The organism is Candidatus Zixiibacteriota bacterium, from assembly GCA_035380245.1.
In the GTDB taxonomy this organism is placed as follows: domain Bacteria; phylum Zixibacteria; class MSB-5A5; order GN15; family FEB-12; genus DAOSXA01.
Window position 1 is genome coordinate 753866 of record DAOSXA010000002.1, and the last position, 16242, is coordinate 770107.

12 protein-coding genes are annotated in these 16242 nt (G+C 54.3%); all 12 read right to left on the reverse strand.

From position 1 onward, the window contains the following. Positions 1-228: 228 nt before the first annotated feature. Positions 229-1140 (reverse strand): cation diffusion facilitator family transporter, encoded by a 912-nt coding sequence (locus PLF13_08355; GenBank protein HOP07286.1) that lies wholly within the window; start codon positions 1138-1140, stop codon positions 229-231. A 660-nt stretch (positions 1141-1800) separates the two neighbouring features. Then, positions 1801-2520 (reverse strand): bacillithiol biosynthesis deacetylase BshB1, encoded by a 720-nt coding sequence (bshB1, locus tag PLF13_08360; protein HOP07287.1) that lies wholly within the window; start codon positions 2518-2520, stop codon positions 1801-1803. Then, positions 2513-3646: an N-acetyl-alpha-D-glucosaminyl L-malate synthase BshA gene (gene bshA / locus PLF13_08365; GenBank protein ID HOP07288.1), complete on the reverse strand. Its 1134-nt coding sequence runs from the start codon at positions 3644-3646 to the stop codon at positions 2513-2515. The genes bshB1 and bshA overlap by 8 nt, the downstream gene beginning before the upstream one ends. Positions 3647-3651: 5 nt before the next feature. Next, positions 3652-5268 carry a bacillithiol biosynthesis cysteine-adding enzyme BshC gene (gene bshC, locus PLF13_08370; protein HOP07289.1) on the reverse strand — a complete coding sequence of 539 codons (1617 nt, stop codon included), beginning with the start codon at positions 5266-5268 and terminating at the stop codon, positions 3652-3654. After that, complete coding sequence (locus PLF13_08375; GenBank protein HOP07290.1) at positions 5268-8423, reverse strand: efflux RND transporter permease subunit; 3156 nt, start codon at positions 8421-8423, stop codon at positions 5268-5270. Before PLF13_08375 ends, bshC begins: the two co-directional genes overlap by 1 nt. Next, a complete protein-coding gene (locus PLF13_08380) occupies positions 8423-9463 on the reverse strand; it encodes an efflux RND transporter periplasmic adaptor subunit (GenBank protein ID HOP07291.1) in 1041 nt (346 codons plus the stop codon). The genes PLF13_08375 and PLF13_08380 overlap by 1 nt, the downstream gene beginning before the upstream one ends. Positions 9464-9479: 16 nt before the next feature. After that, positions 9480-10817 carry a TolC family protein gene (locus tag PLF13_08385; protein ID HOP07292.1) on the reverse strand — a complete coding sequence of 446 codons (1338 nt, stop codon included), beginning with the start codon at positions 10815-10817 and terminating at the stop codon, positions 9480-9482. After that, positions 10814-11422, reverse strand: a complete 609-nt coding sequence (locus PLF13_08390) for a TetR/AcrR family transcriptional regulator (protein ID HOP07293.1) — start codon at positions 11420-11422, stop codon at positions 10814-10816. Before PLF13_08390 ends, PLF13_08385 begins: the two co-directional genes overlap by 4 nt. Positions 11423-11572: 150 nt before the next feature. Continuing rightward, positions 11573-12541: a magnesium/cobalt transporter CorA gene (gene corA / locus PLF13_08395; protein ID HOP07294.1), complete on the reverse strand. Its 969-nt coding sequence runs from the start codon at positions 12539-12541 to the stop codon at positions 11573-11575. Further along, the gene (locus tag PLF13_08400) at positions 12538-13584 is read right to left on the reverse strand and encodes a lysylphosphatidylglycerol synthase transmembrane domain-containing protein (protein ID HOP07295.1); all 1047 of its coding nucleotides are present in this window, start codon (positions 13582-13584) and stop codon (positions 12538-12540) included. The genes corA and PLF13_08400 overlap by 4 nt, the downstream gene beginning before the upstream one ends. 98 nt (positions 13585-13682) lie before the next feature. Further along, positions 13683-14432: a tetratricopeptide repeat protein gene (locus PLF13_08405; GenBank protein ID HOP07296.1), complete on the reverse strand. Its 750-nt coding sequence runs from the start codon at positions 14430-14432 to the stop codon at positions 13683-13685. After that, the gene (locus PLF13_08410) at positions 14425-16233 is read right to left on the reverse strand and encodes a BatD family protein (GenBank protein HOP07297.1); all 1809 of its coding nucleotides are present in this window, start codon (positions 16231-16233) and stop codon (positions 14425-14427) included. The genes PLF13_08405 and PLF13_08410 overlap by 8 nt, the downstream gene beginning before the upstream one ends. Between the last annotated feature and the right edge of the window lie 9 nt (positions 16234-16242).

Below are 16242 nucleotides of genomic sequence, written 5' to 3' on the forward strand. Positions count from 1 at the left end.
GACAAAGAGAAGACAGACTCCCCACTCAAGAGGTGGAGCACCGAAAAGAACAAACCCCACGTTATAGCTGTCAGGACCGTGGCAGGTTTCGGGGGGATTCGCTCCACGATCCAACCATGTCAGGTTCCAAGGAACCCAAACCTACAAATGTTATTCTGTATGATATGGGGCAGACGAGGACGTCTGCCGCCCATGAGCAAGAGTCCTGACCTACGAATTTAGGGGGGATCAGTCGGTCGAGGCGGACTCTTTGGGTTCCGGGTCGACATGAATGATCGTGCGCTCAACATCCACGACGTTTTTAAGAACCTGTTTCTCCACCTCTTTGGCGATGGCGTGTCCCTCGCGCACGGTCAGGTCGGGATCGACCACGATGTGCAGCTCGACCTGGATCGACGAGCCGACATAACGAGCGCGGATATCGTGCACCTGATGAACACCCTCGACCGCCGAGGCATAGCTCATTATTTTTTTCAGTGTCTCAGGATCGGGGGCGGTGTCGACCACCTCTTTCATCGCACTCCAGGTGAGAGTTCCGCCAACACGGAAAATGAAGAACGTGACGACCAGCGTCGCGACGGCATCAGCCAGAGACCAGTCGGGGTTCAGATATGCCCCGGTAACACCGATCAACACCGCAATCGAGCTAAGGGCGTCACTCCGATGATGCCAGGCGTTGCCGATCAGGGCTTTACTGCGGATGCGTCGCCCAATCCTGATCGTGTACCAGTACATCGCCTCCTTAAGCACGATGCTGAAAAAAGCTGCGGCGATAGCCAGACGACCGGGATGTGAGGATTCATGTTCGTAGATCGAAAGAATCGCACTCCAGGCCAGACCAAATCCGATCAGGATCAAAATAATGCCGGTCAACATGGCGGCAATCGTTTCGATCCGGGCATGCCCGAACTGGTGGTCCTCGTCCTCCCCCTTACGGCCCCAACGTAAACCGAGCAGGACAATCACGTCACTCACCAGATCAGAGATCGAATGAACGCCGTCGGCAATCAGCGCCTGACTGCGACCGAGGACGCCGGCAACGATCTTGACTCCTATTAACAGGATGTTTACGAACATCCCCACCCAGGTCACTCGCAGGCCCTGTTTGAGTTGCAGTTGTGCTTGTTCGGCGGTGCGCATAATCGTGTATCCTCACAGATCGTTAACGACCACAGAATAGGCATGGTCAACCGTTGCGGTCAACAAGTAAGAAACAGTTGGAAAGGCCGGAGTTTATAATCTGACACTATTGGCGATTCGCCGACATAGGGGAGACGTCTGCCGCCCACACATCCGAAGGGCCGCAAAATAAAGTCCGGGATCGCAGGGATCCCGGACTACGAACATTTGCGTTTTCAAGGGGCAGACGAGGACGTCTGCCGCCCACGAGCAAGGGGCCTGACCTACGAATTCTTCCCACCCGAGGGGGGGGGCACCTAAAAAGATAAAGATGGATTCCCGCTTTCGGGGGAAAGACGTTTTGCGGGGTGTGGCTGCTACAGGTGCAGACGAGACGTCTGCCGCCCACGAGCAAGGGTCCTGACCCACGAATTCTTCCCACCCGAGGGGTGGGGCACCAAGAAAATGAAAATAGGCTTTTGCGTTCGGGAGTGTTGAAAAAGCCGTACGCGCGGATGTTCAGCAAGACACGTCTATAATGCGGGCGACACAAGGCCGCCCGCTACGCGAGGTTATGCCTCTCAAACGCGTAGCGGCGGGGCTTGTCTCCGCCGCGATTGAGGTTTGTCAACAATCCGTGGACGGATGGACCACCGACGTCTGCCACCCACGAAATCAGAATTAAATCGAGCGGACCGGCAAATGTTGCGGATCGTCGATAAGAATGTGCTCCTTGAGCGTGAACGCCTCGGCAAAAGCCACCCCGACCAATTGCCCAAGTTGCGCGGCGCGGGTGCGCATCAACTCGTAGACATCCAGACCGGGTTGAAATATATGCTTGGCCGTGACCGGATTGCCGAACTGCGACCGGTACGCCGCCACCGCTTTAAATTTCTGCTCAAGAAAATCGGAGATATCGACCAGGAAAGAATAATCGGTGTTACGAAAATAGGAGGCATAAGCGATCTTGCGGGGTCGGAACGGTTCACCCGGCAGGTCGAGTTTTTTCAAATCGGCGAGATAACATGCGTCATAGCCCAGCCGCGAACAAGCAAGATGATCGGGATGACGTTGTTCCCAGTGCGGAAGAATCACCAGTTCCGGGCGTAGACGACGGATCGTCTCGGCAATTTTCAGTTTGTTGGCTTGCGTATATTCGAGCGCCGAGTCGGGCAAACCGAGATTCTCGCGCATGGTCAATCCCATGACTTTGGCTGCGGCAGCAGCTTCGACGGCGCGATCGTGCTCGGTCCCGAGCGTTCCCATCTCACCGGCGGTCAGGTCCAGCACGCCGGTTTTACGACCGAGCGAGGCCATCTTGCACATAAAACCGCCGGAAGTGATCTCGACATCGTCGGGATGAGCGGCGATAGCCAGGACATCGAGGTCGTGGTCAGGCATCGAGAATCTCCTGATAATACGATTCATATTCACCGACTATCTTATCGGCGGAGAAACGTCGCCGAGCGATTTCAGCCGCCGCCTTGCGAAATTCCTTATGGCGCTCGGTATCCTTGAGCAGGGCAATCGCCGCACGCGCCATGGAGGTAGTATCCCCTACCGGCAACAGGAAACCATCGCGGTAGTCATCAACCACCTCGACCAGACCGGTCCCCTGCGTCCCGATCACCGGCACGCCGCAGGCCAGCGCCTCCAACGCCGCCAGACCGAACGACTCCTCTTCCGAAGGCATTAAAAACAAATCGGCGCACGGCAACACCGCCTCAACCCGGCTCTGGTTGCCCAGGAAAATGACCCGGTCGCCCAGACCTTTCTTGTTAATCTGGCGACGCGCCAGAATCGTGTCGGGTCCCTCACCGATCAGCAGCAGGCGAGCGGGCAGTTCCTGCCGGACTTTGTCGAAAATGTCGATCACATCGAGCGTCCGCTTGACCGGGCGGAAGTTGGAGACATGAGCCAGCAGGAACTCGTCATCCTGAACGAACTCAGTGCGACTGCAATGACTCATCTTGGGCTGAAAACGGAGGTCATCGAAAAAGTTATGGACTACCCGGATATCTTTCTCGATCTCAAACACCTGTCTGGTTTCATCGGCAAGGTATTTCGAAACGGCCGTCAGGCCGTCGGAGGCACGGATCGAAAAGCGCGTGATGTCGTAATAAGACGGATCAGCCCCGACCAGGGTAATATCGGTCCCGTGCAAGGTAGTTATGATTTTCGGTTGTTTGGTGGGGCTGTTCTGCTGAAGCAACTGACGCGCGAGATAAGCACAGGCAGCATGCGGGATGGCATAATGAACGTGCATGATATCGAGCTCGAAGTTGCGAGCGACTTCGGCCATTTTAGCCGCCAGGGTCAGCGTATACGGCGGATATTTGAACAGCGGATAGGCGGTTGTTTCGACGCCGTGATACATGAGATTCGTCTGGTATTTGTCCAGCCTGAACGGCAGGGCATACGAAACGAAATGAACCTGGTGTCCTCTGGCCGCCAGTTGCTGTCCCAACTCGGTCGCCACGATTCCCGAACCACCGGCGACCGGATAACAGGTAATGCCGATAATCATATCGCCTAAAATTCCCTCATATCGAGCAGTTGATGGTCGGTGATTTCCGGTTCGATCCGGTCGAACAGACGGTCGACAAACCTTAGACCGTATTTACCGATAAAATAGCAGACATTCAACGCCCGCTCCTGCAATCCTCGGTTGGGGTATAGGGCATTGTAAAGCCGATAGATACGGCTGCGAGTGTCGCTCTGGCTTCTCTTGTAACTCGCGAATGTCTTGCTTTCGAGATTCTTCAACGCAAAGTCGATTTTACCCTGTGTTTGTTCCGCGAATTTGGCCAATCCTTTATCGAACTGCAAAGATTCGTTTTTGAACTTGTTGATATGATATTCGATGTCATGACGGAGCATGGCGAAGCCCTTCTCCACATCTCCCGGGAAAGACTCCAATAGAATTCGATTTATCAGTCGCTCGACATCGCAGGTCAACTCACGGAACTCGATGTGATTATCGTGAATCATTTCGGCATAACGAGCCTCAATCACCGTCACGGTGGGGCGCGCTTTGTGATACGGAGCGGGCAAATCGAACAACTCGAACAGACCGTTCATCTGGGCCAGATAAGCAATCTCAGCCGGTCCTCCCTTCTGGCTCAAAGTCGGGAAAAGATAAGACTGCAAAACCGGCCGGGTCATGACATCGGTCGAGAAACGATCCGGCTCCTTGCGAATCAGGTCGATCAATTCAGCACAAGTGAAATTCGTTTCACCCACAGTGAAATTATCACCGTTCCTCAGTACCGGTTGACGACCTTCCTGCACACAGAACAGGTGAGCCGACTCGTTTTTTTTCTCCACCTGGGTATGATAACCGTTTTCGACCAGATCGGTGTTGGCGCGGTCGATGGAAGTATGAAGGTCGTTCTGCTTGAGGATAATTTCTTCGAATAACGGCGCGGCTATCTTCTTGGCCCCGGCATCGTTCGGGGAGAACAGAATCAGGCCGTGTCTGCCCATCAGGGCGGTCATCATTTTGCCGAAAGCGCTTACCATCGTGTCCGAAGTCGTGTAGCAGCGGTCGACCAGATCATACAACTCGTCCGTGAAATCCGATTCGCCCAACGCTGCCTTGAGCTCCATTTTCCAGCGCTCTAGCTCAGCGGCATTATCATATTTCACCTGACCGGTGGGCAACGCCGCAGGGGGCGGCGAGTCATACGAAATTTTAACGATCTCTCCCCGGCGATCCAGCACGAAAGAGTGATTGGCCTCATCGAAATCGTGATCGTCGCCGGCAATCCAGAAAACCGGTACGACCGACCGTTTGAGCTGGCGGGCATACTCGGCCGCCGCCTTTATTATCCCGATAGCTTTCACCTGCACCAGCAACGGTCCGGTGATCAATCCGGCTTGCTGACCTGAGAAAACACACAAGGTCCGGGGATCGGCCAGCAGCTCGATATTGGCCATGGTCGCTTCTGAGGCGCCGAATGACTCGTTTTGAGCTTTCAGCAAAGCGACCAGTTGTTCACGCGGGAACGCTCTCTGATCGAGGGCATAGGCGGTCGCCTCAAGACTCGGCGAGGCGAAAAAACGCCGGGCCGAGTCTTTTTCGGACACAAAATCAAGATAGAAATCGGAATAGCCCATTCCTTTAAACGGGGCTATATGACAGTTCATCAATTCTCCTGATCAAACTTGATCTGATCCGGACTATAGTAGGTTTTTCGCCGAAACACAAACGATACCGTATCATCGATAATCGTGTAAACCACCGGCACTACCACCAGGGTCAGGACGGTCGACGAGATCATCCCGCCGATAACGGCCTGCGCCATACCGGACCGAATTTCCGCTCCCGGTCCCAGTTCCAGCGCCAGCGGCAACATACCGAAAACGGTGGCCAGGGTGGTCATCAGAATCGGCCGCAGACGCAACGGTCCCGAGATCAGGATCGCCTCGGTTCTATCAACACCTTTAGCGCGCTGTTGTTTCACGAAATCGATCAGGAGAATAGCATTTTTCGTTACCAGCCCCATCAGCATCACAATCCCGATCATCGACATGATCGAAAGCGACGAATGGAAAACCAGGAGACCGACCATAGCCCCGACCACCGCCAATGGCAGCGAGAGCATGATCGAGAGAGGATCGAAAAACGACTCATATTGCGAGGCCAAAAGCAGGTAGATGAAAATGATGGCCAGAACCAGAGCGCTTAGGATATTCGAGAACGACTCGTTCATGATCTCCTGGGTTCCGGTCGGGACGATCTTATAGCCCGGAGGAAGTTGAATCGAGTCGGCCCGATTAATAATCTCCTGAGCAATGGTACCGGCAAAATAACCGGTCAGAACGTTGGCGTTGACGCGAGCCTCGCGCTGACGATCATAGCGCAGATATTCACCGATAGCGGAGGATTTCTCGATGGTTGCCACACGGTTAAGCGGCACCAGCAGTTTTTCGACACCGGCGACTTTCTTGTCGCTCTCGATCAGGATGCGTCCGATATCGTCCGCCGACGAGCGATATTTCTCGTCCAGTTGAACCCGGACATCGTATTCTTCGTCTCCTTCGCGGTAACGTGTCACCACATCTCCCTCGACGAGAGAACGTACGGTCATCGGCAAAGTGTAGAGACTCAGCCCGAGGTCGTCGGCTGCTCGGCGATCGATTCGTATCTGCAGTTCCGGCTTGCCTTCTTCAAGGGTATTGTCAATGTCGATAGCTCCCGGAATCGTCTCGGCGATGCCTTCGACCTCGTGCACGAGGCGTGTCAAAGTGGCCAGGTCATCACCACGGACAGAGATTTCAATCGCCTTGGAGGAACCGGCTTCTTCATCACCGCTGCCGACCGAGTATTTAATGCCGGGGATATTGCGAAGCAGTATTCGCGTGGAATCCATGATCTGTAACGCCGAAAGCTCACGCTCTTCGACCGGAGTCAAGGTTATGAAAATTCCTCCCTCGTTCACCGGGGAATTACCGCTCCCGATCGTCACGTACTGGTTGGTGACTTCCTTGAGCTGCCCGACGATCGCCTCAACCTGGGCAATCCTGCGGGAGGTTTCCTGCAAATCGGTGCCGGGCGGAGTTTTTATCTCAACCCGCATCTTGGCGTTGTCGGCATTCGGAATGAACTCCTGCCCAACCTGTGTACCGACCACCAAAGCGGCAACAAACGAAAGCGTGGCAACCAACATGGTAATGAAACGGTGCCTTAAAGCCCACGCCAGCGTGCGTTCATAACGCGGTTTGAGCGCATCGAAAGCCACGTTCCACAGGTTGAGAATTCGGCGGATCGGCATCCAGAGTTGCCACAACAATGAGCTGTCGGCGGCTTCTTCCTTTTCCCTTTGACGCGTAGACCGAAGCCAGCGCGACGACAACATCGGGGTCAGGCTGAACGCCACGAAAAGCGAAATCAACACCGCGAACGCGACCGTCATCCCGAACTGGTAGAAGAAACGACCCATGATCCCTTCCATGAAGGCCACCGGCAGGAATACCACCATAATGGAGAAGGTCGTCGCGGCAACGGCCAAGCCGATTTCCTTGGTCCCCCAGAAAGCGGCGTTGAACGGGGTTTTGCCTTCGTCCAGATGGCGATAGATGTTCTCCACCACCACGATGGCATCGTCGATCAGAATACCCACCGCCAGCGACAAGCCGAGCAAAGTCATGAAGTTAATGGTGAAACCGAGGAATTTCATGAGGGTGAAAGTGGCAATGATCGAAAGCGGAATCGAGATACCGGTGATAATCGTCGGCCGGATGTTCAACAGGAACAGGAAAATAACCAGCACGGCCAGGGCGGTGCCGACCTGGATGTTGAACAGTACCTCGTGAATGGAATCGTTGATCCATACCGAGTCATCGTTAACCACCACGATCTTGATGTCCGGCGGCAGTTCTTCCTTCAACTCGTCGATAACCTCACGGGCCCCGGCGGTCATTCTCACAACGTTGGCGCCGGATTGAAGAATCAGATTGGCGCCGACCGCCGACACTCCGTTTAGGCGCGACAGGGAGCGTTGCTCCTCGATCGTGTCCAACACCGTGGCGATATTGGCCAGATAGATCGGTGTCCCGTTCACGTTTTTCACGACAACGCTGTCCAGTTCTCCGACGCGTTTCACCTTGCCGAGCATGCGGACCAGGTATTCACGCGATGATTCCGTAATTCGTCCGCCGGGTATTTCCAGGTTGCCCGCCATGACGGCGTTGTTGACGTCGTTGTATGAAATCTGATACGACTCCATTTTGATCGGATCCAGGGCTACCCGAATCTCACGCTCGGAGCCGCCGACAATATCCACCGAGCCGACGCCGGTGATAGTTTCCAGCCTCGGTTTAATTTTGTCCTCGACCAACGTGGTAACTTCTTTCGCGGACCTCAAGCCGGAGATAGCGAGCGACATGACCGGCAGCGCACCGGGATCGTACTGAGAAACCACCGGGTCTTCGATATCCTCCGGGAGATCGGCGCGAATCCCGGCCACTTTTTCACGGACATCCTGGGCCGCTACCGCGCCGTCCACTTCGAGATCGAACTCGATGAACAAAAGCGAATATGCCTCCTGCGACTGGGCGTAGATGTGCCGCACGCCGGATATCTGATTGGTTACCTCCTCGATCCGCTTGGTAACTTCGGTCTCGACCGCTTCCGCCGAAGCTCCCGAGTAAACCGTTTGCACGACTACGAACGGAAATTCCATGTCGGGGAACATTTCGACCGAGAGATCAAAATATGAAAATGCCCCCAGCACCAGCAGGGCGGACATCATCATTATGGTAAAAACCGGTCGCCTGATTGAGACTTCGGATAACTTCATCAGTCCATCGTCTCCATCTCAATGATTCGCACCGCCATGCCTTCGTCGAGATAGGTCTGGCCCAGAACGACGAGAGTGTCGCCGGCGTCAAGGCCGGATTCGACAACCACCTTGCCGTTCAGATCACGTCCCAACTCCACTGACCGTTTTCGAGCGACGGCGTTCTCGACCACGAATGCGGTTGGAACACCGTTCAGATCGATAACCGCAGTCCTGGGTACGATCACCTGCTGCACGAGAGTATCGAGCGTAACAGCCACCCGAACGAACATACCCGGACTGAATCGTCCGTCGCGGTTGTCCATGAGGACCTCAATCTGGAAGGCGCGCGAGGAAGGATCCGCCGACCCGGCAACCGCTACGATTGTGCCTTCGGCTGTCTGGCCGATCCCTTCGGCGCTCACCTCAACACCGGCTCCTTTCTTGAAGAAACCAACCTCAAGAGCTCCCACCCCGAATTTGATCCGAAGCCGGTCGGTCGTGGCGACCGTGGCGAGTTTCTGGCCAACCGAGACATAATCCCCCGGAGAGACATCGACCGCCGTAACGGTGCCCGTAATCGGTGCTTTAATATCGACCAGTGATGCGGCCCCCTCGAAGGAAGCTTTGTCGACCTCATATTCGGTGCGGGCGGCATCGTATTGCGATTCCGAAATGGCATCTTCCTGATAAAGGAACTCCATCTTCTTGAAATTCTTCTCGGCGTTACGGAATACCGACTCGGCCTCGCGATACATCGAAGACGGTCCGGTTTTATCCAGCGCTATGAGCACCTGGCCGTCCGTCACGGTCTGTCCTTCCTGTACCCTGACCGCCTCAACCGCCTCGTTCACCTTGGCGTACAGGTCAGCCTGCTTCTCTCCCTCGACCGAGCCGGTGAAGGTCTGCTGCACTTTGTAATCGCTGAGTTCCAATACGGTCACATTGACCGAATTGACTCGTTCTTGTTTTGTTTCTGTCTGTTGTTGCTCGCACCCGACAACCATCATGATTATAAGTGCCGACAGGAGGATTGTAATTGTTCGTTTCTCTCTGTTCATAGTGATCTATTCCAACCTAAAGGTTCATTGCGGTAGCTCTGCGAAGGGCGGCGTGAGCCTCGCGGAATCCAAAAGTCGCCTCAGCCATTGCCGTGCGCGCCTGAGTAAGGGCTGTTTGTGCGGACAATACTTCGAGTAAGGTACCTTCCCCGGTCTCATGGCGCAGACCGGCAATCCGGAGTCCTTCTTCGGCCTGGGCGATCGTTTCGCCGCAGGCATCCAGCGCCTTCTTAGCCTGAATCAAACGATCGTAGGATTCCTGCACATCGAGCTTTATCCGGTCGATAGCCTCATCCCGGTTGATCTCCGCCTGTCGATGTTCCGCTCGTGCGATACCGACCGCGCTCCGGGTACGAAAACCATCAAACAAAGACCAGGAGAGATTGATTCCGGCTGTCCAGGAATGGGAAGTGTTTTCATCGAGCGTGAAGTCATCCGATTCGGCCGACCAGCCGTACTCCGTGACCGCTCCGAGTTTCGGGAAATAGTCGGCTCGGGCCACTCCAACCGCCTTCTCGCGCATCTCGACCATGAGATCGGATTGATGCATCTCGGGACGGGCGACAAGAGCCGTTTCGCGTAATTGCCCCAGACTCGGCAGATCAACCAGCGAAGTCTCGGTTGGTACGTCCTTGAGTTCGATCTCCTCGTCAAGATCGATCCCGAGGAATGATTTGAACTGTTTGCCGGCCAGCAGCAGATTCGACTCCGCGGCCATGATCTGAGGTTCCAGATTGGATTTTTCAACCTGGGCGCGAAGCAACTCGAATTTCGATACCACTCCCTGAGAATACATGTTTTCGACCACGCCGAGGTTATGAAGAGACGTTTCATACGACATGCTGAGTACATCCAGCCGCGCCTGTTCGAGAATCACCTGATAGAACAACACCTCAGCCTGATAGACCACCACCTCGGATATCTGGGAGGCAAGCTCTTCCGAATAATCCTTATAGAGCCGGGCGATTTTATAGGCCGTGAAAACCCGGCCGCCTTCCCAGATCGGCTGGTAAACCGACACCGAAGCGCCGAAGCTGTTTTTGAATCCGAACTGAAGTTCCTGCACCTCGCCGTCGGCTTCAAAATAAAGCGGCGCCAGCTTGAGATTTCGTGAATAGTAGGAACCAAGAGTAACCTGCGGTAAAGCACCGGAGCGGGCATTGCCGATCTCACCCTGCGCCTTGATGATCTCCTGCTGTGATCCCAGGTAGTCGCGATTGTGCTTAAGAGCGATAGCTCGGGCATCCTCGACCGTCAAGGTTCGCGCCGTGATCGCGGCAGCCTGAAGCACAATCGCCAGAGTCAACACCGCGGCCGTCAGTGATCGCCCGAGGATGGTAAAACGATGGCTCATTTGCTCTCCTTCCCCGTTTTGAGACGCCTCGGCTGCGTGAGTTTATCAAACAGCAGTAACTGCCGGTCAAGATCGACTTCATCGGGCATGAGGAGGTTCATAACCGACAGCCCATCGACGATTCCGACGATTAGCAGACATATCTCTCGTCTGGTAATCCCACGCGGCAGACCGGACATATCGAGACTTTGGGCGTGGTCGTTGACCACTCGCTTCAAATGTTCGACAATGAAGTGCTTGATTCTTGGGACGCGCCAGGCCTGCACCCAGATGTCAACCAGATCGCCGTATTCGGATGCACGGCACTGACAATGAAGCCCGACCAGCACTCTCAGGAATTGTGACGGAGTGACGTTCTTGCCAATCTCTTTACACAAAGCCTCGCGATTCCCATCCGCGACCGATTTGATCAGGGCCAGGAGGATTTCCTCTTTCTTCCTGAAATAGAAATAAAACGCTCCCTTGGTCAGATGAGCCCGCTTCGCGATATCGTCGATCGTCGTACCACGGTACCCTTTCTTCACGAAGAGCGTTTTAGCCGCCATCATCAACTGGTTGCGCCGGGTTTCGGCGGGCAGTTTGGGGCTTTGCTTTATCTTGGTCATTTATAGTCCTTTCCGAACCGACGAGCGGAGAACGGCTCGCAAACGGTTATTAAGATACCTACTGGAAGGTATCTAATATATCTCCCTGTTTTATCAGGTCAAGTTAGGATAACGTAAATGTGATGTAGAGGTTGCGGCCGACCGAAATTCTTAGAGCCATTTTTTCTTGCGGAAAAACAGGATCAGGCCCAGAACGATCGCCAGCATGAAGACCAGCGAGTAAAAATAGCCGTTCTCCCAATTAAGCTCCGGCATGTTGATGAAATTCATCCCCCAGAGGCCGACCAGGAACGTCGGCGGGATGAATACCACCGTGAAAATGGTCAGGATTTTGATAACCTGATTGGTTTTGGTCGACACCGCCGAGAAATAGACCTCAAGGGCGGAGTTAAGCGTATCGCGATGCGAGTCGGCGATATCGTTGATGCGCACGAGGTGATCGTAAATATCCGAGAAATAGACCGTGGCGGTCGAGGAGATCAACGAATGATGCCCCCGAGAGAGCTGCGATACGACTTCCCGCTGCGGCAGCACCACCCGCTTGAGATGCTGGATATCGCGGCGCAGGGTATAAATCGAACGGACGGTATCCTCATCCGGTTCGGCCAGGACATCGTCCTCGAGCTGATCGATATCGTATTCGAGAATGTCGAGAGTGGTGTTGAAGTTGTCCACGATCGTGTCGATGACGGCGTGGAAGAGGAAATCTACTCCGCGCATCATCAGCCGATCATCGCGCTCGGCCCGGGCGTACAGATAATCCCAGATCCGATGATCGTCGTAATGAACCGTCACCAGCGAATTTTTGGAAAGGAAAAGGTCTACCTCACTCACCCGGAGGCCTTCGTCGCGGCCGATATAATCGACCAGTTGAAACACCAGAAAGAGATAACGCAGGTAATCATCGAGCTTGGTGCGCGGTCGCTCGGAGATAACGTCCTCGATCGCCAGGGGGTGAAATTTGAAGTCGTTGGTCAGGACAAAGGATTCTTCGTCGGTCGGCTTGCACATGTCGACCCAGAGCAGGGCGTTGGGTTGCTCGATCCAGGCATCGAAATCGCCGATTCCCTCATGAGCCGTGACTCCCTTGTCGGGGACGTACAGGAAAGATTGAATCACGGGTGTTCCTCCTTATCCTCCAGCAGGTGACCGTCCTCGCCGATTTCATCCAGAATCATCTTATCTTCGTGCTGGGATTTAATCTCCGCCAGCGACAGCTTCTCGGATCTCAGGAAACCGAGACCGAGGATAAAAACCGGGAACAGATCCAGCAGGTGGAGAGCTACGGCAAACAAAACGGCGTCACTTCGACCGACGTTAAAGGCCGACAAACTGGCAGCCACGGCGACTTCGAACGTACCGGCATTACCCGGCGTTATCGGCACCATCAGAGCCAGGGTATTGATGATCATGACGGCCGCCGAGGCGGCAACCGGCAGATTGAAGCCGAACGAACGGAGCAGGAAATAGATGATGAACATGTGCGATGTCCATCCGATCAGTGAGTAGAACAGACTCACGAAAAAATGCTGGCTCGAACGCAGGGTTTCTATCCCCTTGCCGAACGAACGGATAAATTTCTTGATCGAGATATAAAATCCCGGCCAGCGGTTGCGACAGTAACGGTGCCCCAAACTCTCCAGCCGACTCTGGAAAGTCAACATCAGGTAAAGCAAAATCAGAATAATCGAAGTCACGACGGCGATTATTATCCCCACCGAGCGGTATTCCTCCGGGAAGGCGAAGGCCAGCGAAGTGAACAGCAAAAACACGACAAGGCTGATGGCATCGAACAAAATCTCAAGCACGATCGTGGAAAACACGAATGATTTCGTCATGCCTTCCTTCCGGGCGAAGAGAAAGAGCCTTCCAACCTGACCGGTCAGAGCCGGCATAACTACATTGAGTACCTGACCGGCGGAATAGAGCGAGACACCGCGAAAGAACGGCAGAAATTTCTGTTGCGATACCAGCAACCGCCAGCGCATCCCGCGTGAGATGATATAAATAAACGCGAGGATTACGGTGGGGATCAGATGGATAAGATCAACCCGATGGCTCAATTGACGCAACTCCGACAACCTGACATCCTTGACGCAGAAAGCCAGCAGCGCAATAGCCACAATGATTCCCCAAAACTGCTTATTTTTCAACAGCTTCAAACGTGTAATCCTCGACCAATGAAAACCAAAGGGCTAAGATAGACTAGCCCGGCGTGGGTGTCAATGTTTAATCGGGAAGGAGGGATCCTGCTAAGTCGTTATATTTCAGCGACTAAGTCGCTCTTAATCCAACCCCTGCGGTTGTTGGCGAACTGCACGTTATAGAAGCCGTCAGCTTCGTTGAGGATTCGTACCACCAGCCCCGGAGCGCCTTGTAACTCAATATCGGAGTTTTCCGAGGCCCCGGTATAGACCGGACTCTCTTCGGCCAGAATCACACCGCGACGGACAACATATTCCGTACGATACTTATAGGTTGTCAAGGCGGAGGCTATGATCGTCAGTGTGACCAGAGCCACGATAAAGGCCCGAGCCACCGCTCCCATGAAGCCAAAACCGAACCTGAGAATCAAAACCAGTATTAAAAGAATAAAGCAACCCGAGGCCGCCCAGGCCAGCAGATCGACATGGTACGGAGCCAGCAGACTGTTGAGCAGACCGGAGACCGGATTCAATTCGGCCCCTTCCATCTGTACTCGTGAGAATTTCTGGGCGAATTCGAGATTGTTGCGGATATCTTCGTCGCCCGGATCGAGTCGCTGTGCCCGCATATAATTCAGAACGGCATGACCTAAATCACCGTTTTTAAAATAGGCATTGCCCAGATTGAAATACAGCGGGGCCGATTCTTCCCCCTGCTTCAACACTGATTCATACATCCGGATAGCGCTGGGGTAGTCCTTGCTCTCGTAAAAATTATTCCCCATGGCGAATTCGTCCTCCTGGGCGCGGAGAACCGGTACTGCCGTCAGGAAAGCCATGAATGTGATAACGATGAGTCTACGCAAAGCGCACCTCCTCGATCCTGATCATAATCTTCTCGACCTTATCCAGAGAGCCGTCGATATCGGCCTTATCGACCGCCGCTGCCGCGTAACGGGCAAAATCGCAACGTTTCATTACATCGAGAATCTGCTCGATCAATCCCTCATCGGCCTGCTGCTCCCGGAGCAGTTCGGCGACCTTGTCGGAAGTGAGGCCGTGTGGTGAGATATTGAGTTTGTCGGCAATGTATGACACCAGGGCGGAGTAAATCTCCGTATAGAATTCCTTGGAGGTATCCACCGCCGCCAGCGAACGTGCTTTCTGCAGTCGCTTTTTAGCCACTCTGGCCGCTGCCCGCGAACGGGCATAACCGGTATCGGCGGAGAGCTTATGACGGCGGCGACACACCGCCACGATGCCAATCAAAGCCAGCACCGGCAAGCCGTTGACAACGACATAGACCGGTTCAAACAAAATCAGTCGGCTTGATTTCGACAAATTACCCGGATCGGATTTAATATGACGGATGTCTTTGGCCTCAGCCCCTATTGTCATACCGGGACTGCCATAGGGAACATCCGCGGATTCGACATACCCCTCCGGCCTGGTCACATTCAGGCGAATCGGGTCCGTCGATACCGACTTGAATCGCCCGGCCTCGGGATCGAAATAGGCGAAGTCTATCCCCGGAATCTCCAGGTTACCGGGACGCCGAGGAATAAATACTTCTTCGAATACCTTGCTGCCGCCGACCTTGTTGTTGGCCGTGGCTACTTTCTCGTTGGCCGAGGCTCGATAAACTCTGAAATCATCTAGTTCCGGGATTACCGGCTCCGAAACCGACTTGATATTACCGGTGCCGCTGATACTGATCGTCAGTGTTACCGGCTGGTTGACATCGACCTCCCGCTTATCCACCTTGGTCCGCATATCGAATTTTCCGATCGTACCGGTGAATTCGGGCGGACGGCCTTCGGACGGCAGCGGTTTCACGTTGATGGTGATCGGTTGACTGCGGACCGTGACCTCCTGACCCCGGCCGAAGAAATCGCCGAAAGCATTAAACGGATCACGTCGATTGCGATCACGGGAGGCGATAGTGGTGGTAATCATCGCCCGGCCAATCGTCAACTCCCCTGTTTGCGTAGGAAACAGGGCATACATCTTCTCGATGACCTGGTAACGGCGATCGTTTATTCTCTGGTAGTACGGGGGATTCGAACCCACATCTTCGGTCCAGAAGCCGGTAGTCGTGGGATTGGTTAACTCCAGGCTGCCATAATGCTGAACGGCGGTATAGAACTTGAGCGTCAGTAATACCTGCTCGTTGACATAGGGATTCTTGTTGTCAACCACCGCCTCGAAGAAATAATCACGCGAACGGCCGCTCTGATCGGTGGCGCGTTCTTCGGTATCCTGCTGAGTCGGCACCGCTCCCTGCGATACCACCGTCAACTCCACCTGATTACCCTTGTAGCGATGGTTGTTGTAAACCACCGAGATCGGTTCGATCGGGTAAGTCCCCGGCTTCTGCGGCAGGAGCAGATAACGATAAGTCATCGAGGACTCAACCTCACCGTTGACCCAACTGTAATTGCTCGATCTTCCCTGAGAGTAAACCTCGAACGCCGGCAGGGTGGGCAATTGCGGTTCCGGCAGATTCTGACTGGCGCCCGTAACCTTGATTTCGAGAATAGCTTGTTCATCCATCCCGATGCTGGTACGGTTGAGTTTAACCTCTACCTGAACGTCATCGGCCGCGGCCAGGGCCAGTGTCGACAGAACCGACAGCAATACCAAATATATGAGAAAGCGTTTGATCACGATTGCCTC